Annotated in this window: 18 protein-coding genes; 6 read left to right on the top strand and 12 right to left on the bottom strand. The window is 73.7% G+C overall.

Annotated elements, in window-relative coordinates:
- The first annotated feature begins 83 nt into the window (after window positions 1–83).
- From ABTZ03_RS12085 to ABTZ03_RS12075, 3 genes are all read left to right on the top strand, one after another.
- Window positions 84–1,031, top strand: a complete 948-nt coding sequence (locus ABTZ03_RS12085; RefSeq protein WP_350512800.1) for a terpene synthase family protein — start codon at window positions 84–86, stop codon at window positions 1,029–1,031.
- 410 nt (window positions 1,032–1,441) lie between these two features.
- Window positions 1,442–2,965 (top strand): acetaldehyde dehydrogenase ExaC, encoded by a 1,524-nt coding sequence (gene exaC, locus ABTZ03_RS12080; protein WP_350512799.1) that lies wholly within the window; start codon window positions 1,442–1,444, stop codon window positions 2,963–2,965.
- A 273-nt stretch (window positions 2,966–3,238) separates the two neighbouring features.
- Window positions 3,239–3,562 (top strand): nuclear transport factor 2 family protein, encoded by a 324-nt coding sequence (locus ABTZ03_RS12075; protein WP_350512798.1) that lies wholly within the window; start codon window positions 3,239–3,241, stop codon window positions 3,560–3,562.
- Window positions 3,563–3,575: 13 nt separating this feature from the next.
- Here the strand turns inward: ABTZ03_RS12075 and ABTZ03_RS12070 are convergent, their stop codons facing one another.
- The gene (locus tag ABTZ03_RS12070) at window positions 3,576–4,799 is read right to left on the bottom strand and encodes a serine hydrolase domain-containing protein (RefSeq protein WP_350512797.1); all 1,224 of its coding nucleotides are present in this window, start codon (window positions 4,797–4,799) and stop codon (window positions 3,576–3,578) included.
- 85 nt (window positions 4,800–4,884) lie between these two features.
- Between ABTZ03_RS12070 and ABTZ03_RS12065 the strand changes: the two genes are divergently transcribed.
- The 3 genes from ABTZ03_RS12065 to ABTZ03_RS12055 all read left to right on the top strand — a co-directional run bounded on the left by ABTZ03_RS12065 (window position 4,885) and on the right by ABTZ03_RS12055 (window position 8,399).
- On the top strand, window positions 4,885–5,433 hold the full coding sequence (locus tag ABTZ03_RS12065; protein ID WP_350512796.1) for an NUDIX hydrolase: 549 nt from the start codon (window positions 4,885–4,887) through the stop codon (window positions 5,431–5,433).
- 88 nt (window positions 5,434–5,521) lie between these two features.
- Window positions 5,522–6,430: a TetR/AcrR family transcriptional regulator gene (locus tag ABTZ03_RS12060; RefSeq protein ID WP_350512795.1), complete on the top strand. Its 909-nt coding sequence runs from the start codon at window positions 5,522–5,524 to the stop codon at window positions 6,428–6,430.
- A 139-nt stretch (window positions 6,431–6,569) separates the two neighbouring features.
- Window positions 6,570–8,399 carry a hypothetical protein gene (locus ABTZ03_RS12055; protein ID WP_350512794.1) on the top strand — a complete coding sequence of 610 codons (1,830 nt, stop codon included), beginning with the start codon at window positions 6,570–6,572 and terminating at the stop codon, window positions 8,397–8,399.
- 122 nt (window positions 8,400–8,521) lie between these two features.
- Here the strand turns inward: ABTZ03_RS12055 and ABTZ03_RS12050 are convergent, their stop codons facing one another.
- From ABTZ03_RS12050 to ABTZ03_RS12000, 11 genes are all read right to left on the bottom strand, one after another.
- Window positions 8,522–9,550 (bottom strand): TetR/AcrR family transcriptional regulator C-terminal domain-containing protein, encoded by a 1,029-nt coding sequence (locus ABTZ03_RS12050; RefSeq protein ID WP_350512793.1) that lies wholly within the window; start codon window positions 9,548–9,550, stop codon window positions 8,522–8,524.
- 67 nt (window positions 9,551–9,617) lie between these two features.
- Window positions 9,618–10,325, bottom strand: a complete 708-nt coding sequence (locus ABTZ03_RS12045) for a spermidine synthase family protein (protein ID WP_350512792.1) — start codon at window positions 10,323–10,325, stop codon at window positions 9,618–9,620.
- 159 nt (window positions 10,326–10,484) lie between these two features.
- Complete coding sequence (locus ABTZ03_RS12040; RefSeq protein ID WP_350512832.1) at window positions 10,485–11,552, bottom strand: YeiH family protein; 1,068 nt, start codon at window positions 11,550–11,552, stop codon at window positions 10,485–10,487.
- A gap of 14 nt (window positions 11,553–11,566) precedes the next feature.
- Complete coding sequence (locus ABTZ03_RS12035) at window positions 11,567–12,148, bottom strand: cysteine dioxygenase family protein (protein ID WP_350512791.1); 582 nt, start codon at window positions 12,146–12,148, stop codon at window positions 11,567–11,569.
- Between the two features lie 121 nt (window positions 12,149–12,269).
- A complete protein-coding gene (locus tag ABTZ03_RS12030; RefSeq protein ID WP_350512831.1) occupies window positions 12,270–13,175 on the bottom strand; it encodes a LysR family transcriptional regulator in 906 nt (301 codons plus the stop codon).
- 147 nt (window positions 13,176–13,322) lie between these two features.
- Window positions 13,323–14,192 (bottom strand): amino acid ABC transporter permease, encoded by an 870-nt coding sequence (locus tag ABTZ03_RS12025; RefSeq protein WP_350512790.1) that lies wholly within the window; start codon window positions 14,190–14,192, stop codon window positions 13,323–13,325.
- On the bottom strand, window positions 14,189–14,833 hold the full coding sequence (locus ABTZ03_RS12020) for an amino acid ABC transporter permease (protein WP_350512789.1): 645 nt from the start codon (window positions 14,831–14,833) through the stop codon (window positions 14,189–14,191). Before ABTZ03_RS12020 ends, ABTZ03_RS12025 begins: the two co-directional genes overlap by 4 nt.
- A 12-nt stretch (window positions 14,834–14,845) precedes the next feature.
- Window positions 14,846–15,727 (bottom strand): glutamate ABC transporter substrate-binding protein, encoded by an 882-nt coding sequence (locus tag ABTZ03_RS12015; RefSeq protein ID WP_502894443.1) that lies wholly within the window; start codon window positions 15,725–15,727, stop codon window positions 14,846–14,848.
- A 52-nt stretch (window positions 15,728–15,779) separates the two neighbouring features.
- Entirely contained in the window at window positions 15,780–16,508 is a 729-nt protein-coding gene (locus ABTZ03_RS12010; protein WP_350512829.1) for an amino acid ABC transporter ATP-binding protein, read from the bottom strand.
- 47 nt (window positions 16,509–16,555) lie between these two features.
- Entirely contained in the window at window positions 16,556–16,801 is a 246-nt protein-coding gene (locus ABTZ03_RS12005) for a lipopolysaccharide assembly protein LapA domain-containing protein (RefSeq protein WP_350512788.1), read from the bottom strand.
- A 168-nt stretch (window positions 16,802–16,969) separates the two neighbouring features.
- A complete protein-coding gene (locus ABTZ03_RS12000) occupies window positions 16,970–18,742 on the bottom strand; it encodes an ABC transporter ATP-binding protein (RefSeq protein ID WP_350512787.1) in 1,773 nt (590 codons plus the stop codon).
- Between the last annotated feature and the right edge of the window lie 26 nt (window positions 18,743–18,768).

Here is an 18,768-nt window from a genome sequence, read left to right as displayed (position 1 = left end):
CCTCCGCGCCCCGCCGCGTCAACTCCCCCACGCCACGTGTTCGAATCACAAGCGCCCCCACCATCCGCTGCACCGGGAGTCCGATGTCTGACGACACCTCACTTCAGATTCCGTTCCCGCACCGCCGCAGCCCGCACGGCCCGTACGCCACCGCGCTGCACCGCGACTGGCTGGTCCGCCACCCGCTGCTCCCCGATGCCGACCACCCCGGCTACGCCCACTGGGAGGTGGTCGACCTCGCCGCGCTCGGCTACCCGGACGCCGGACCGGAAGAACTCGCCCTGGCGGCCGACCTGATGGGCTTCTACTTCCTCTTCGACGACCAGTTCGACGGCCCGCTCGGCCGCCGTCCCACCGAGGTCGCCCCGATCTGCGAGCGGCTGATCGCCGTCCTGCACGGCGCCCGCCCCGACCAGCGCTCCCCGGTCGAGACCGCGTTCGCGGACCTGTGGATCCGCAGCGTGCGCGGCATGCCCGCCCGTTGGCAGGCCCGCGCGGCCTACAACTGGGAGTACTACTTCGCCAGTCACCCCGCCGAGGCGGCCGGCCGGATCTCCGCCCGGCCGCCGGACCGGGACGGCTACCTGGTGCTCAGACGGGGTACCGCGGCGATGGAGACGATCTTCGACATGGTCGAACGGCTCGGCCAGTTCGAGGTCCCCGCCTCCGTGCTGCACCACCCGGTGCTGCGTCAACTCCGCCAGCTGGCGGCCGACATACCCTCGCTCAGCAACGACGTGCGCTCGTTCCCGCTGGAAGCCCCGCGCGGCGACGTGAACAACCTGGTCATGATCGTCCAGCGGGAGCGCCACTGCTCGGCCGAGGAGGCCTGCTCCGCGGTGATGGCGGAGGCCCAGCTGATGGTCGAACGCTGTGTCGAGCTGCACGAACGACTGGCCGACGTACACCGGGAGTTGGGTCTGTCCCGGATCGAACGCTCGATCTCCCAGCGCTACGCGGACGGGCTGCTCACCTGGCTGGCCGGCTACCTGAGCTGGGAGGCCCGCACCGGCCGGTACCACTCGGTCTGACACCGGCCCCGCACCGGTCCGCGCCACACCGGTCCACACGGCACCGCACCGGCCCGGCCCCACCCGGGCCCCGGCCCGGTCCGCCCGGCCCCACCCGGGCCCCGGTCAAGAGGCCATCCGCCCCGATCGGATGCACCGGCGGACCCGCGCGCCGCCGAGCGCTCCCGCGCGCCCCCCCCGGTCGGGACGTCCGGATCGCGCACCGTCCGTACGAGCCGGTCGCACGGACCGTAGCCGCGCCGTGCGCCCGGCGGCTATCGTGCTCGTCGGCGGGCGCCCCGGCGGGGCGCCGCCGGCCCGACTGCGTGTCCGCACCTCCCGCCGGCCCGCCCCCTGACCGGGCGGCCCGGCGTGCCACCCCCGGCCCGATCGGCGCCGGGGGCGCCCGACGTCGCGAGGAGACACCGAGTATGACGGTCTACCAGCCCCCCGGCGCGCCCGGCAGCATCGTCGCCTACCGCTCCCGGTACGACCACTGGATCGGCGGCGAGTGGAAGCCCCCCGTGCGCGGCGCCTACTTCGACGACCCGACCCCGGTCACCGGCGAGGTGTTCACCGAGGTCGCCCGCGGCACCGCCGAGGACATCGAGGCCGCCCTGGACGCGGCCCACGCCGCCGCCCCGGCCTGGGGCCGCACCTCCGCCGCCGAGCGGGCCCAGGTGCTGCTGCGGATCGCCGACCGGATGGAGGCCAACCTGGAGCAGCTGGCCGTCGCCGAGAGCTGGGAGAACGGCAAGCCGGTCCGCGAGACGCTGGCCGCCGACCTCCCGCTCGCCGTCGACCACCTGCGCTACTTCGCCGGCGCGCTGCGGGCCCAGGAGGGCAGCCTCTCCCAGCTGGACGAGGACACCGTGGCGTACCACTTCCACGAGCCGCTGGGCGTGGTCGGCCAGATCATCCCGTGGAACTTCCCGATCCTGATGGCGATCTGGAAGCTCGCCCCGGCGCTCGCGGCCGGCAACGCGGTGGTGCTCAAGCCCGCCGAGCAGACCCCGGCCTCGGTGCTGCTGCTGGCCGAACTGACCGCCGACCTGGTGCCGCCGGGCGTGATCAACATCGTCACCGGCTTCGGCGAGGAGGCCGGCGCCCCGCTGGCCGCCAGCACCCGGGTCCGCAAGCTCGCCTTCACCGGCGAGACCGGCACCGGCCGGCTGATCGCCCGCGCCGCCGCCGACAACCTGATCCCGGCGACCCTGGAGCTGGGCGGCAAGAGCCCCAACCTGTTCTTCGCGGACGTCGCCGCCGCCGACGACGCCTTCTACGACAAGGCCGTCGAGGGCTTCGCGATGTTCGCCCTCAACCAGGGCGAGGTCTGCACCTGTCCCAGCCGTGCGCTGATCGAGACCCCGGTCTACGAGCGGCTGCTCGGCGACGGCCTGGCCCGGGTGCGCGCGATGCGCCAGGGCAACCCGCTGGACACCGAGACCCAGGTCGGCGCGCAGGCCAGCGCCGAGCAGCTGAAGAAGATCCTCTCCTACTTCGAGATCGGCCAGGCCGAGGGCGCCAAGGTGCTGGTCGGCGGCGAGCGCGCCGACCTCGACGGGCCGCTGGCCGGCGGGTACTACGTCACGCCGACGGTCTTCGAGGGCGTCAACAGCATGCGGGTCTTCCAGGAGGAGATCTTCGGACCGGTCGTCTCGGTCACCCGCTTCGACGGCTTCGAGAACGCGGTCGCGCTCGCCAACGACACCCAGTACGGGCTCGGCGCCGGCGTGTGGACCCGCAACATCAACACCGCCCACCGGGCCGGACGCGCCATCCAGGCCGGCCGGGTCTGGACGAACTGCTACCACGCCTACCCGGCCCACGCCGCCTTCGGCGGCTACAAGAACTCCGGCATCGGGCGGGAGAACCACAAGGCGCTGCTGGAGCACTACCAGCAGACCAAGAACCTGCTGGTCAGCTACTCCCCGGACGCGGTCGGCTTCTTCTAGGCCGCCCTCCGGCCCAGGGCCACCCTCCGGCTCAGGGCCGCCCTTCCGGGCCGTTCGAACCGGCCCCGGACAGGAGTGGAGCGGGAGGCCCCGGACGGGCCTCCCGCTCCACCGCCACTCCCCGTGGCGGGCCTATTCGGGCAAATCGCCTGGTTCGGGATCTAAGCACATGAATCCCCCGATTTCGCCGACGCGCCGCCGACATGCCCGAACGACCCGCGCGAACGCCGTAGACAGGACTCCCCGTTCCCCGCCCCTCCCGAGGAGTCCGGCATGACCATCGCCCCCGCCAAGCTCAGCGACCCGGCCGTCCGCGCCTTCGTCATCGCGATCAACGCGGGCGACCGCGACGCCTTCGCCGCCGCCCTGGCCCCCGGCGCGACCATGTCCGACGACGGCAGCGACCGCGACCTCGCCGACTGGACCGAGCGGGAGATCTTCTCCGTGAACGGCCGCATGGCCGTCCAGACCGAGTCGCACGACGGCCACGCCGTGGTCGCCGACTTCACCAACGACACCTGGGGCGCGATGCGCACCGCCTGGCGCTTCACCGTCGCCGGCGGGAAGATCAGCCGCTTCGACACCGGCCAGGCCTGAGCCCCGGCGGGCCCTACATCCCCAGCCCCAGACATCCCCGGACCGCGCGGATCAGGTTGCGCGACCGCACGTCCCCGGTGACGCCCGGCTGCATCCCGTTGGTGACGTACCCGAAACCGAGCCCCAGCTCCGGGTCGGCGAAGCCCAGCGACCCGCCCCGGCCCGGGTGGCCGAAGCTCGCCGGGGAGGCCATCGGCGCGGTCGGGCCGTGCCGCCAGAAGCCCAGCCCGAAGGTCGAGTTGACGATCAGCACCCGGTCCGGTCCGGACACCACCGGTCCGACCGCGCGGGCCAGCACCTCCGCGCCGAGCAGCGGCGGCAGCAGGGCGCCGGAGCCGTCCGGGCGGTCGGCCACGCCGATCAGGCCCGCGTAGAACCGGGCCACCGACCGGGCGGTGCCGATGCCGTTCGCACCGGGGATCTCGGCCGCCTGCACCGCCGGGTCGTTCATGTTCACCCCGGGCAGCACCGAGGCGAAGGCACGGGCGGTCAGCGACGTCGGGTCCTGGTAGGCGTCCCGGACGGACTGCTTGGGCCGCAGCCGCAGCCCGCTCGGCCCGGTCCGGGCCGCCTCCGGGGCGGGCAGGTCGACCAGCTTGCCGACCCGCGGTGCGGCGGCGGCCGGCAGACCGATCCACAGGTCCAACCCGAGCGGCCGGGCGATCTCCTCGGTGAAGTACTGTCCGACCGTACGACCGCTCGCCCGGCGCACCACCTCACCGACCAACCAGCCGAAGGTGTACGGGTGGTAGCCGTGCGCCGTCCCCGGCTCCCAGGCCGGTTCCTGCGCCGCCACCGCGGCCGCCGCCCGCTCCCAGGTCAGCACGTCCTCCAGCCGCAGCGGCACGTCCAGCGCCGGCACCCCGACCTGGTGCGACAGCAGCCAGCGCACCGGCACCGCGCCCTTGCCCGCCGCCGCGAACTCCGGCCAGTACGAGGCCACCGGCGCGTCCAGGTCGAGCCGGCCGCGCTCGGCCAGCAGCAATGCGGTGGCGGCGGTCAGGCCCTTGGTGACCGAGCGCAGCACCTGGGCGGTGTCCGCCGTCCACGGCACCGCGGGCGCGGGCCGCCCGCCCACCCCGGGCCGGGCGTCACCGCCCCACAGGTCGACCACCTTGCGGCCGCGCAGGTACAGCGCGAACGCCGCGCCCAGCTCGCCGTACTCCGCGAAGTTCCGTGCGAAGGCCTCTCGCACGGGCTCGAACCCCTCGGCCGTCTCGCCCCAGATCTCCACCACCGTGCGCCGCCCTCCGCCCGTCCGTCACCGCGTGTTCCGTCGATCCCGCGTTCGAAGCGGGCCCCGAAACCCTAACCTGACACCCATGACCAAGCCTGTGATCAAGCCTGTGACCAACCCTGCCGAAGAGCTGCTGGACATCGTGGACGATCAGGACCGGGTGATCGGGACGGCACTGCGCGGCGAGGTGTACCGGCGGGGGCTGACCCACCGCTGCGTCTTCATCCTGATCCGCGACCCGGCCGGCCGGATCTTCGTCCACCGCCGCACCGGCACCAAGCTGTTCGCCCCCGGCGCGTACGACATGTTCGTCGGCGGCGTGGTCGGCTCCGGCGAGACGTACGCCGAGGCCTCCGTCCGGGAGGCCGAGGAGGAGCTCGGCGTGCGGGGCATCGTCCCGCGCCCGCTGTTCAAGTTCCTGTACCGGGAGCCCGACGGCGGCAAGCTCTCCTGGTGGTGCGACATGTACGAGGCGGAGTGGGACGGCCCGGTCTCCCCGCAGGAGTCCGAGGTCGCCTGGTACACCTGGCTCACCCCCGCCGAGCTGGCCGACCGGCTGAGCCGCGACACCTTCGTCCCCGACGGCCTGGAGGCCTACCACCGCTACCTGGAGCTCCGCGCCGGGCAGGCCTGACGGGCGGCGCCGAGCGGGCCGGACGGGCGGCGCTGGCCGCCGGACGGGCGGCATGGGCGGTCGGAGCGCCGCCGGATAGGCTGCGCGCATGGCCTCCCGTACGCCGTCGCCGACGGCCGACCGCGCAGCACGGACCGCCGCCGCACCCGACCGGGGGACGGCGGGAGAGCGGCCGCGCCGGCGGCTGAGCGTGGACGAGCGGCGGGAGCAGCTGATCGCCGTGGCCCTGGAGCTGTTCAGCCGGCGGCCGCCGGAGGAGGTGTCGATCGACGACATCGCCGCCGCCGCGGGCGCCTCCCGACCGCTGGTCTACCACTACTTCCCGGGCAAGCAGGCCCTGTACGAGGCCTCGCTGCAGCGCGCCGGGCGGGAGCTCGCGGCACGCTTCGAGGAGCCGATGGAGGGGCCGCTGTCGGAGCGGCTGTACCGGGTGATGGGCCGCTACCTGGACTTCGTGCAGAGCCACGGGCCGGGCTTCGCCGCGCTGCTGCGGGGCGGCTCGGTGGCGGCCAGTGCGGGCACCTCGGCGGTGATCGACGAGGTGCGCCGGGCCGCGCACGACCAGATCCTCACCCACCTGGACGTCCCCGCGCCGAGTGCCGGGCTGCGGCTGACCGTCCGGGCGTGGATCGCCAACGCCGAGATCACCTCGCTGGAGTGGCTGGCCGAGCGGTCCGTCCCGCTGGAGGAGCTGCAACTGCACCTGGTGCAGGAGTTCGTCGCCTCGCTCACCCTCACCGCCGCCCGGGAGCCCGCGCTCGCCGTCGAACTGGCCTCCTTCTTCGCCGACGAGCGGCCCGACGGGCCGTCCGGGCGGCTGGTCCAGGACCTCGCCGGGCTGCTCGCCGTCCCGGGCATCCTGGACGCGCTCACCGCGCTGGCCGCCGGAACACCGACGGCGGCGGACGCGGCGGACGCGGCGGACGTGGCCGCAGGAACCGTGGACGAAGGGTCCGCGCAGGCCACGCGGGGTCCGGCCGAGGCCCCGGTCGACTGATCATCGGGTGATCCTGCGGTTCGGTGACGACGGTGGGCTCTGATAGGAATGGGCGGGGACCTGACGGACCGCCGCCCGGGCGGGTCCGGTCCGACCCGAACCACCGACGGCAGACGGAGCAGAGCGGGGGGCTCACCAGTTGACCCAGGACGTCCAGTTCAGTGCGGAGGCCAACCCCTTCGCGGCAGCCGAGCAGGTCTGCGCGACCCTCGGCACGCTCACCGACGCCCTCTTCGACGAGCACACCTCACGCCACCCGGCGGCCGCGCTGAGCGCCCCGGCACCGGCTGAACACCCCGCCGCCGAGGCGCTGTTCGGCCTGCCGCTGGCGCCCAACGGGCCGGTGCACGAGGCCCTCCACCGGCTCGGCACGGTGATCACCGCCGGAACGGCCCGGCCGGGCACCGGCGCCCGGGTCGCCGACCGGGTGACGACCGCGCTGCACGCCCGCTACGGCGGCGGGGCGGTGCGCGGCGCCATCGCCGACCGTGGCACCACCTCGGCCGCGCTGTTCCAGCTGCCGGTCACCGGCGAGTTCGCCGACGCCAAGCTCCGCCCGCCGTTCGCCCCGGCGCTGGCCGCGCTGGCGGCCGGGCAGCAGACCCGGCAACCGGTCGAACTGGCCACCGGCGCGGGCGCCGAGGTCCGGTTGGTCGTCCCGCCGGGCTTCCACCCGCTGACCTCCCCCGGCGGGCCCGCCGGGGTCTCCGCCCGTACGCTCCCCGTGCTCCCGGACGACGGCGCGGCCGCGGAGGCCGACGGCGCCGACCGGGCCACCGTGGCGGCGGCCGCCGAGCTGACCCGGCACCTGGCCGAGGTCGCCGAGGAGCTGTTCAGCGCCACCGGCCCGGAGCCGCGCCGCGACTTCGCGGTGGTCTCCGCGACCCTGACCGACCTGCTCCAGGACGCCGGGGTCCGCTACGCGGGCGTGTGCGCGCTGGACGTGGACGAGCGCGCCTCCGAGGCCGCCCTGGTCGTCTCGCTCGCCCGGCACCCGCTGCCGATCACCGCACTCGCCACCGAGCTGGCCACCGTACGGCGGCACGCCGAGGTCTGGACGGTGCTGCTGCCCGCCGGGCCGGCCGCCGTCCTGGTCGAGGGCCGGACCGTCCCGGTGCCCGGGGCGCTGGCCGCCGACGGGCAGCGGCGCTGGGTGGTCACCTCGGCCGTGCAGGCCTTCGTGCCGCTGCCGGACGGCGGAACGGTGCTCTGCGTCCAGTTGTCCACGGCCCGGCCGGAGGACTGGGAGCTGTACACGGAGGCGTTCGCGGAGCTGCTGAAGAGCATCCAGTTCGGCTGGGACGGCGTGCCGCTCACGGCGGCGGTCACGGCCCCGACGGCCGCCGCCCCAGCGGCCGCGGCGCCGACCACCGCTCCGCCGACCACCCCGGTCGCGGCGGAGCCGGCACCGGAGGAGCCGGTGCACCTGCGCGGCACCCCGGTGCGGATCCCGCCCGCCGACTTCAACCCCTTCGCGCCGGTCGCGGCGGAGGAGGCCGCAAAGGAAGCGGCGAACGAGGCGGAGCCGACCCGCCGCAAGGGCACCCCGGTGATGATCCCCCCGCCGGACTTCGACCCCTTCGGCATCTCCGGCCAGACCCCGACCCTCGACGCACCCTCCGCCCAGCCCGCCGAAGCCGCGGCGGCACCGGACCCGTTCGGGACGACGCTCCCGGGCGAGCAGAAGCCCGACCCCTTCGGCACCACCGTCGCCGCCCAGGGCCCGGCCGTCCCGCCGCCGCCCTCCACGCCTCCGCTGATCCCGGCCCAGGCCGCCCCGGTGGCCACCCCGGCGGCGCAGCAGGCGAAGGAGGCGGAGCCGACCCGCCGCAAGGGCACCCCGGTGATGATCCCCCCGCCGGACTTCGACCCCTTCGGCATCTCCGGCCAGACCCCCACCGCGGAGGAAGCGGGGGCGGGCGCCGAGGGCGGGGCCGACGCGGAGCCGGAGCACCGACCGTTCGGCTGACCGCCCGCGCCCCGAGACCCGGGGAGCAGAGACGCGGGGAGCACAGCAGACAACCGACAGATGACAACTGACAGATTTCAGATGTTGTTCGCTGAAATCTGTCAGTTGTCATCTGTTCGCCGTCATCCGTCCGCCGTCCCGCTCCCCCGCGCAGCGATCAGCGCCCCCACCCCGTCCAGCATCCGCGCCAGCCCGAACTCGAACAGCGCCTCCAGGCTCATGTCGATCTCCGGCCCCCGGTTCAGCGCGTCGAACATCGGGAAGCGCTCCGGGTCCGCCATCAGCCGGTCGTGGTCCTCGTCGTCCAGCCGGTCCATCCACTCGTCCGCGGACATCCCGCTGTCCTGCTCGGCCTGCGCCTCCCGCTCGAAGTGGACGGCCAGCCCGCAGGTGAACGCCGCCAGGGTGACGGCGGCCTGGGCCACCTCCTCGCCGGTCAGCCCCACCCCCACCAGTGCCCCCATCGCCCGCTCGGTGTGCAGCGCCGCGTCCGGCGCCAGCACCGGCCGGGTGAAGGACATCGTGGACGCCAGCCACGGGTGGAGCCGGTAGATCCGCCACTGCAGCCGGGAGACCTCCTCCAGCCCCGCCCGCCAGTCCGACGCCCGCTCCGCGGGCAGCGGGTGCTCGCCGAAGACCCGGTCCATCATCAGCCGCAACAGCTCGTCCTTGCCCGGCACATGACGGTAGAGGGACATGGTCGCGACGCCCAGCTCGGTCGCGACCCGGCGCATCGACAACGCCGCCAGGCCCTCGCGGTCGGCCACCCCCACCGCCGCCGCGACGATCCGCTCCCGGCCGAGCTCCCGCTCCCCACCCCGGCCCCGCCGCGCGCCTGCCGCACCCGCGGCACCTGTCGTACCCGCCGCACCGGCCGCCCGCCCAGCGGCAACGGCCCCACCAGCAGCGGACGTTGGAACAGCCGAGCCACCCGGCCCGGCCGCCACCACCGTCCCCACCCCCGGCACGGCCCGCACCAGCCCGTCCTCCCGCAGCCGGTTCAGCACCTTGGTGGCGGTGGCCATCGCCACGCCCCACTCCTGCATGATCCGCCGCGTCGAGGGCACCCGTGCGCCCGGCTTCAACTCCCCTGTCGTGATGCGGCGTCGAAGCTCGGCCGTGATCCGCTCCGAAGGCGTCCCGCTCTCCACCACAACACCACCGCCCGCTCGACCCACCGCACTGGCGCACGGCCGGCCCACACGCTAGCAGCCGGGTTCAGCCGACCCGCCGCGCCAGGTGCACCACGTCCGGCACGCCCCGACCGACCGGAACCTCCCGGCTGACCACATCCGCGAACCCCGCGCTCCGCAGCGCCTCCTCGAAGTCCGCCGACGGCTGTGCGCTCCACACCGCCAGCACCCCGCCGGGCCGCAGCCGGTGCCAGAGCACCGCGAGCCCGTCCGCCCCGTAGAGCCCGGAGTTGGAGTCGGTGACGGTCCAGTCCGGCCCGTTGTCGATGTCCAGGCACAGTGCGTCGTACCGATCCCCGTCGGCCGCCGCCAGGTACTCCAGCAGGTCGGTGTGGAGCACCGCGACCCGCTCGTCGTCCAACGCGCCGTCGGAGAAGGCGCCCAGCGGCCCGGAGCGGTGCCAGTCGATGATCGCGCCCTCCCGCTCGACGACGGCGATCCGGGCCCAGCGCGGCTCGGCCACCGCGTACGCGAGCGAGAAGCCGACCCCGAGCCCGCCGATCAGCACCGAGGGCGCGGCCACCCCGCCGGTGCGGTCCAGCTCGTCCAGCGCCGCCTGGATCAGCAGCCGCTCCGAGCGCCCGTCGGCGGTGTCCATCAGGAAGCAGCCGTTGGCGATGATCTCGTAGTGCCGTCCGCGCTGCCGCAGCACCACCTCGCCGAACGGTCCCTCCCGCCGGTCGAGCGTGACGACGGCCTGGTGGCCGTCCCGTTCGGGCAGTGCGGTGGTCATGTGTCCTCCTCGACGGACTCGGCAGCGGCTGCGGCTACGGCCCGGCGCGCGGCGATCACCACCCGCACCGGATCACCCGCCCGACAATAACCGAGTCCGCGCGGGCCGGGCCTGCGGTTAAACCCGGATCGGGCCCGGCCCGCGCACACCCCGCCCGCCTCAGGTGGTGACCAGCACCCCCGCGTACGAGACCCCCGCGACCATCACCCAGGAGCCGAGTCCGAGCAGCGCGATCCGCCCGCCGGTCCGCATCATGGTCGGCAGGTGCACCGCACTGCCGAGCCCGAACAGCGCGGCGGCCAGCAGCAGTTGCTGCGCGTCCCCGGCCAGTGAGAGCACCCGCTCGGGCAGCACCCCGGTGGTCCGCAGCACGATCATCACCAGGAACCCGGCCACGAACATCGGCACGATCGGCGGCCGACTGCCGCTCTTCGCCGTCCCGTCCGCACCGTCCGCGGCGGCAGCGGCCGCCCCACGCGCGTTGCGCCGCGCCATCACGGCGACCCCGGCCACCAACGGCGCCAGCAGCACCACCCGCATCAGTTTGACCAGCACGGCCTCGCGCAGGGCCCCGGGCCCGCCGGTCTGCGCGGTGGCGACCACCTGCCCGACGTCGTGCACGCTCGCCCCGACCCAGCGCCCGAACTCGATCTCACCGAGCCCCAACGGGTGCTGCAGCAGCGGCAGCACGGCGATCGCCAGCGTCCCGCACAGGGTGACCAGCGCGACCGAGGAGGCGACGTCCTCCTCCTCGCTGCCGGCCGCCTGGCTGACCGCGCCGATCGCCGAGGCCCCGCAGATCGAGTACCCGGTGGCGACCAGCAGCGACTGGTCCCCGGGCAGTCCGAGCTTGCGGCCGAGCCAGAGCGTGCCGGCGAAGGTCGCGGCCACCACGGTGAGCACCATGGCGACGGTCGCCCAGCCGAGGCCGAGCACGTCGTCCAGGCTGAGCTTGAGCCCGAGCAGCACGATGCCCAGCCGCATCAGCCGCTTCCCGGCCGTCGACAGCCCCGGGCGGGCGACCCCGCGGACCACCGGCCGCAGCCCGGGCAGATGGGCCGCCGCCATGCCGAGCACCACGGCGGCGGTGAGCTCGGGCACGGCCGGCACCACGGCGTGGACACCCAGGGCGGCGGCCACCCCGACCGCCGCGAGCAGCAGGCCGGGGATGTCCCCGCCGAGCGGGGGAAGTGAGCGGGTGCGGGTGGTCCGCTCCCGGAGGGTCAGTGCCACGTCGGCGTTCACCGCTCCTGGTCGGCGGGGAGCCGGTAGACCCGCCGGATGCTGGTGCCGAGCCGCGCGACGTCCGCGCCGTACACGTGGATCGAGATCGCGGTGCTGCTGCAGGCGTTGCGCACCAGGTGGATGTCACCGGGCGGGGCGAAGGCGGCGACCGTCCCGGCCGGGCCGGCCACGTGCTCGGTCTCGACCAGTCGGGAGCTGCGCCCGTCGGAGACCAGCCGGTAGCGGGTCTCGCTCTCCTGGCCCTGATGGACGCCGGCCACGCACCAGGAGACGTGGTCGTGGATCGGGGTCTGCTGCCCGGGCAGCCAGACCAGGGCGACGACGGAGAAGCTGCCGTCCTCCTCGGCGTGCAGGACGTGCTGGCGGTAGCGCTGCGGGTCGCCCTCCCGCTGCGCGGGGGTGAGCAGCGCGTCCGGCCCGTCGGGGGCGGTGAGCAGGTGCGGGGCGAGGCGTTCGCCGACCAGGTACGCGGTGAGTTCGGGCGGCAGTCCGCGGTCCACGACGGCGCGGATCTCGCCGACCAGCGCGGTCATCCGCTCGGTGAGCCGGTCGCTGTCGACCGTGGCTGAGGGTGTCATGCCAGCAGGTTCGGACCAACCGACCTATCACGTCCAACGAGGGTCTCTAAGCGTTACCCCCACTCATGCTTATGAGTCAGCACCCCACCCGGCTCCGTTCGGCACCCCGGCCCGACTCCGCTCAGCACCCCACCCGGCTCGCCGCCGCCTGCCGCAGGTGGTCCAGTACCAGTCCGGTGGCCGGGATCCGCCGGTGCTCGCGCAACACGTACGCGCTCACCTGCCGCCGCAGGTGCGGCTCGACGGCCCGCCCGGTGACCTTGCGGTGGCACATGAAGGAGAGCACCAGCGCGGGCATCAGCGCGATCCCGACCCCGGCGGCGACCAGGCTCTGCACCGCGAGGTTGTCGTCGGTGGAGAACACGATGTCCGGCGCGAAGCCCTCCTCCGCGCAGACGTGCAGCAGGTTGGCCCGACAGCGCGGGCAGCCGGCGATCCACCGCTCGCCGTCCAGATCGGCCAGCCGGACGGCGTGCCGGCGGCCCAGCGGGTGCCCGACCGGCAGCAGCACCGTGAGCAGGTCCTCCATCAGCGGGATCTCGTCCAGACCGTCCGGCAGCTCGGTGGTCTGGCCCGGGTAGCGGAAGGCCAGCGCGATGTCGCACTCGCCGCGCAGCAGCCGCTGGACGGAGTCCGGCGGCTCGGCCTCCAGCAGCTCGACCCGCACGCCGGGGTGCTCGGCGAGCAGTCGGGCCATCGCCTCGGGTATCAGGGTGGCGTTGGCGCTGGGGAACGCGCAGACCCGGACCCGCCCGGCCCGCAGCCGGGCCAGCGCGGCGAGCTGCTGCTGGGCGGCGGAGAGGCTGCCGAGGATCAGTTCGGCGTGCCGGGAGAGCGCCTCGCCAGCCTCGGTGAGCCGCAGCCCGCGCCCGGCGCGGGTGAACAGCGGGACGCCGACGGTGCGTTCCAGGGCCTTCATCTGCTGGGTGATGGCGGGCTGGGTGTAGCCGAGCTCCCGGGCCGCGGCCGAGTAGGAGCCGGCCCGGACGACCTCGTGGAACGTCCTGATGTGCCGCGAGTCGAACACCGGCTCCATGGCCCCTCCGCCCGGTCGTCTGCCGCCTGCCCTCGCAATCATAAGAGGAATTTGGAGGTACCGGCTCCGACCCCACCCGCACCTATGGTTCCGTCTCGAACCACCCTTCCCACTGGGGCCGGACCGTCCCCGCCGGACTCACTGCTGGGCCGACGGTGGCAGCCCCATCGCCACCCCCGCCTTGGCCACCGGCGCCCCGCCCCGCACGCTCGGGCTGCGGCGGCTGCGCCGCTCGACCCAGCGGGCGAGCCAGGACAGCAGCAGACACATGCCGATGTAGATCGGCGCGATCACGATCACCACCGGGATGAACGGCAGGTCGTAGTCCAGGTTGGTGGCGATCAGCTTGCCCGCGTGCAGGAACTCCTCGAAGGTGATCAGGAAGCCGAGCGAGGTGTCCTTGAGCGCGACCACCAGCTGGCTGATGATGGCCGGCAGCATCGCCCGGTTGGCCTGCGGCACCAGCACGTACGCCATCACCTGGGTCTTGCGCATGCCCAGCGCGTACGCCGCCTCCCGCTGCCCCGTGGGCACCGCGAGCACCCCGGCCCGGAACACCTCGGCCAGCACCGAGCCGTTGTAGAGCACCAGCCCGGCCACCAGCGCCCACAGCGGCTGCACCTTGAGGGCGACGAAGACGAAGAAGATCATCACCAGCAGCGGCATGGCCCGGAAGAACTCCACCACCAGCGTGGCGAACCAGCGCACCGGCCGGTGGTCGGACAGCCGCCCGGCCGCGAACAGCGCGCCGAAGGGCAGCGCGAACAGCGCCGTCCAGCCGAAGGCCTGGAGGGTGTTGCCCAGGCCGCGCAGCAGCAGGTCCTGCACGCCCCGGTACTCGAAGGGCTCCCACTTGGCGTAGGTGAACTGGTGGGTGTGGAACAGCATGTAGACGACCCAGCCGATCAGCGCCGCGATCAGCAGCAGCGCGATCCCGCCGTACAGCCGGTGCCGGGCCAGCGCCTTCGGTCCGGGGATGTCGTACAGCGCCGAGGATTGAACGGTCATCGGGACACCGCCACTCGTCGTTCCAGCAGGTTGAAGACGGCGCTGATGGCCAGGGTGATGATCAGGTAGCCGACGGCGATCCAGACGAAGGTCCAGATGATGCTGTAGCCCAGCTCGTTGAGCGTCCGGTAGGTGCCCAGCAGTTCGGTGACGCTGAACGAACCGGCGATCGCGGTGTTCTTCGCCAGCGCGATCATCACACTGCCGATCGGCGCCACCACCGAGCGGTACGCCTGCGGCAGCACCACCAGGCTCATCGTCTGCCCGAAGCTCATCCCCAGGCTGCGGGCGGCCTCGCCCTGCCCGGACGGCACGGTGTTGATCCCCGAGCGCATCGACTCGCAGACGAAGGCCGAGGTGTAGCAGCCGAGGGCCAGCACGGCGAAGGTGTAGAAGGGCAGCGTGATGTTGAACCGGGGCAGGCCCAGCACCACGATGAAGAACAGCAGGGTCAGCGGTGTGTTGCGCAGCAGCGTCACCCACACCGTCCCGAACAGCCGCAGCGGCCGGACCGGCGAGACCCGGAAGCCCGCGATCAGCACGCCCAGCACCAGCGACAGCACGGCGCTCACCGCGAACAGCGAGAGCGTGCCGAGGAAGCCGTCCCAGAAGGTCGACCAGTTGTCGGTCAGGGTTTTCACGGCGCGGCCCTCTCAGTACCGGTCGATCGGCGGCGGGGTGGGCGCGGGCTCCCCGGACAGGCCGAGGGTCGCCTCGAAGGCCTTCTTCCAGTCCCCGTTCTGCTCGTGGTGCACCAGCGCGTCGTTCAGCGCCCCGCGCAGCACGGTGTCGTTCTTCGGCGTGCCGATCCCGTACGGCTCGGTCGAGAACAGCGGTCCCACCACCTTGAGTTCGTCCGGCACCTTGGCCGCGTAGCCCAGCAGGATGGCGTTGTCCGTGGTGACGGCGTCGACCTGGCCGGTGATCAGGTTGTCCACGCAGGCCGAGTAGGTGTCGTAGCCGATCAGGTGCGCCTTGGGGTACTGCGACTGGATCCGCTGGTACGGCGTCGAACCGGCCGCCGAGCAGACCTTCTTGCCGTTCAGGTCCTGCGGGCCGTGGATGCTGTTGTCGTTCTTGCGCACCAGCAGCGACTGCCCGGCGATGAAGTACGGCCCGGCGAAGCCGACCAGCTTCTTGCGGTTGTCGTTGATCGTGTAGGTGCCCACGTAGTAGTCCACCTGGCCGTTCTGCAGCGCGGTCTCGCGGTTGGCCGAGGCGATGGTCTTGAACTGGATCCGCTCCGGCGGGAACCCGAGGGAGGCACCGACCATCTTGGCGATCTCGATGTCGAAGCCGGAGTACACCCCGGTGGCCGGGTTCTTCTGGCCCAGGTACGGCTGGTCCTCCTTGGCACCCACCACCAGGTGGCCCCGGCTGCGGGCGGCGTCCAGGGTCGGCGAGCCGGTGATCGCGGAGGAGTCCTGCACCTGGTAGCTGGGCAGCGCGCTGGGCTGCGGGCCCTTGGGCGGCGGGGTGCCGGCCTTGCCGCAGCCGGTCGCCAGCGCGGCGAGCAGCAGCACGGCGGCGGTCAGGCGGCCGCCCGCCCGCCGGGCGGGCGTCGTCACACGGTTCACGGCGCCGCCCTCAGTGCTTCAGGATCTTGGACAGGAAGTCCCGGGCGCGCTCGCTCTCCGGGGCGCTGAAGAAGGCCTCCGGGGCGCGGTCCTCGACGATCCGACCGTCGGCCATGAACACCACCCGGTTCGCCGAGGCCCGGGCGAAGCCCATCTCGTGGGTGACCACCACCATGGTCATGCCCTCGCTGGCGAGCTGGCGCATGACGTCCAGCACCTCGTTGATCATCTCGGGGTCGAGCGCCGAGGTCGGCTCGTCGAACAACAGCGCCTTGGGGTCCATCGCCAGCGCGCGGGCGATCGCGACCCGCTGCTGCTGGCCGCCGGAGAGCTGGGCCGGGTACTTGTCGGCGTGCGCCGACAGGCCGACCCGCTCCAGCAGCGCGCGGGACTTGGCGTCCGCCTCCGCCCTGCCCCGGCCGCGGACCTTGATCTGGGCGAGCGAGACGTTCTGCAGCACGGTCTTGTGCGCGAACAGGTTGAAGGACTGGAAGACCATGCCGACCTCGGCGCGCAGCCTGGCCAGGCCCTTGCCCTCCGCGGGCAGCGGCTGGCCGTCGATCAGGATGGTGCCGCGTTCGATCGGCTCCAGCCGGTTGATCGCCCGGCAGAGCGTGGACTTGCCGGAGCCGGACGGACCGATCACCACGACGACCTCGCCCCGGCCGACCGTCAGCTCGATGTCCTGCAGCACGTGCAGGTCGCCGAAGTGCTTGTTGACCCCGCGCAGTTCGATCAGCGGGGTGAAGGACGGGGACCCGGTCGGCGCCGGTTCGGGGGCGGTGCTCACCGGGCGCGCCGTCCCTTCAGCAGCCAGCCCAGCACGCCGCCGGCGACCAGCGTCGCCAGCAGCGCGATCCAGAGCGGCGCGGTCACGGTGAACACCCAGAACTGGATCTTGACCTTGTCGAGGTTGGCGAACAGGAACCACACCGCGAGGATCACGATCACGCCGATCCCGATGTACCGCGTGGGGATCCCGCCGATCTCGCTGCGCTGGGGCCGGGACGAGCCGTCTGAAGTCTTGGTCACCGGAGCAGTGTGCTGGCCGGGCTGACGATTTGCCCGGTTACGCGCCCTTACGGGCGGGTGAGTAACCCGCACGGGGCAATCCGGCCCCGAACGGGTTTCGCACCCCCGTCACCCCGCCCCGACCGCCGCCCCCAGCGGTCGGGGCCCGGGGCGGGCTCGGGGCGGGGCCTAGCGTTCGTCCCGCCAGGAGCGCCAGAGCGCCGCGTACGGGCCGCCGGCCGCGACCAGCTCCGGGTGGCTGCCGTACTCGCTGATCCGTCCGCCCTCGACCACCGCGATCACGTCCGCGTCGTGCGCGGTGTGCAGCCGGTGGGCGATCGCGATGACCGTCCGGCCCTCCAGCACCCGGGAGAGCGAGCGCTCCAGGTGCCGGGCGGCCCGCGGGTCCAGCAGCGAGGTGGCCTCGTCCAGCACCAGGGTGTGCGGGTCCGCCAGCACCAGCCGGGCCAGCGCGAGCTGCTGGGCCTGCGGCGGGGTCAGCGAGGCGCCGCCGGAGCCGACCTCGGTGTCCAGCCCCTCCGGGAGGGCGTCCACCCAGGCCCCGGCGTCCACCGCGTCCAGCGCGGCACGCAGTTCGGTGTCGTCCGCCCCGGGCGCGGCCAGCCGCAGGTTGTCCCGCAGGGTGCCGACGAACACGTGGTGCTCCTGGTTGACCAGGGCGACCTCCGCCCGCACACGCTCGGCCGGCATCCGGGACAGCGGCGCCCCACCGAGGGTGACGGAACCGCGGCCAGGTGCGTAGATCCCGGCCAGCAGCCGCCCCAGGGTCGACTTTCCCGCCCCGGACGGGCCGACCAGCGCGACCCGGCTGCCCGGGGCGACGTCCAGGCTGATCCCGTGCAGGACGTCCGCGCCCTCGCGGTAGCCGAACCGGACGTCCCGGGCCTCCACCCGGCGGCCGTCCGGGTGGGCCGACTCGTCCCCCTCGTGCTCCGGCACCTCGCGCACGCCGACCAGCCGGGCCAACGAGGCCTGCCCGATTTGCAGTTCGTCGTACCAGCGCAGGATCAGGTCCACCGGGCCGGTCAGCATCTGCGCGTACAACACGCCGGTGGTCAACTGGCCGACACTGAGCCAACCCTTGAGAGTGAGCAGCCCGCCGACCACCAGGGTGGCCAGCACCGCCGAGGTGTAGACCGCGTCGATGGTCGGGAACCAGACCGAGCGCAGCCACAGGGTGTAGCGCTCCCAGGCCAGCCACTCGCGCAGCTTGCGGTCCGTCAGCCGGACCCGCTGCTCGCCCAGCCGGAGCGCCTCGACCGTCCGCCCGGCGTCCACCGTCTCGGCCAGCACATTGCTCACAGCCGCGTACCCGGCCGACTCGTTGCGGTAGGACTGCGGCGCCCGCCGGAAGTACCAGCGGGAGCTGACCAGCAGCAGCGGCAGCCCGATCAGCGAGGTCAGCGCCAGCAGCGGCGAGGTGACCAGCAGGGCACCGAGCACCAGCAGCAACGAGACCACCGCGACGGCGAGTTCGGGCACCGCCTCGCGCACCGACTTGTCCAGCCGGTCGATGTCGGTGGTCCCCCGGGAGACCAGGTCCCCGGTGCCGGCCCGCTCCAGCACCCCGGTCGGCAGCGCGACCGAGCGGACCAGGAAGTCCTCCCGCAGGTCGGCCAGCACCCGTTCGCCGAGCACCGCCCCGCGCATCCGGGACCAGCCGGTGAACGCGGACTGCACGGCCAGTGCGAGCAGGTACCAGCCGACCGCCACGGTGATGGTGGACCCCGCGGTGCCGGTGGCCAGCGACTCGACCAGGCTGCCGAGCACCCAGGGCCCGACCAGTCCGGCCAGGGTGGCCACCGAGTGCAGCGAGACCACCGCGGCGAACCCGCCCCGGTGCCGCTTCGCCAGCACTCCCAGGTACCCGCGCACGGCGGCCGGTGAGCCGACCGGCAGGGTGGTGGCCGGCCCCTGCTCCTGATGGACGGGGGGCTTCATGGCGTACTCCTCACGTGCGGGACCGG

It is taken from the genome of Kitasatospora sp. NPDC096077 (assembly GCF_040303245.1).
Taxonomy (GTDB): Bacteria; Actinomycetota; Actinomycetes; order Streptomycetales; family Streptomycetaceae; genus Kitasatospora.
Note: the sequence above shows the minus strand (reverse complement) of the source record. Positions and strands in the feature narration are given on the sequence as shown.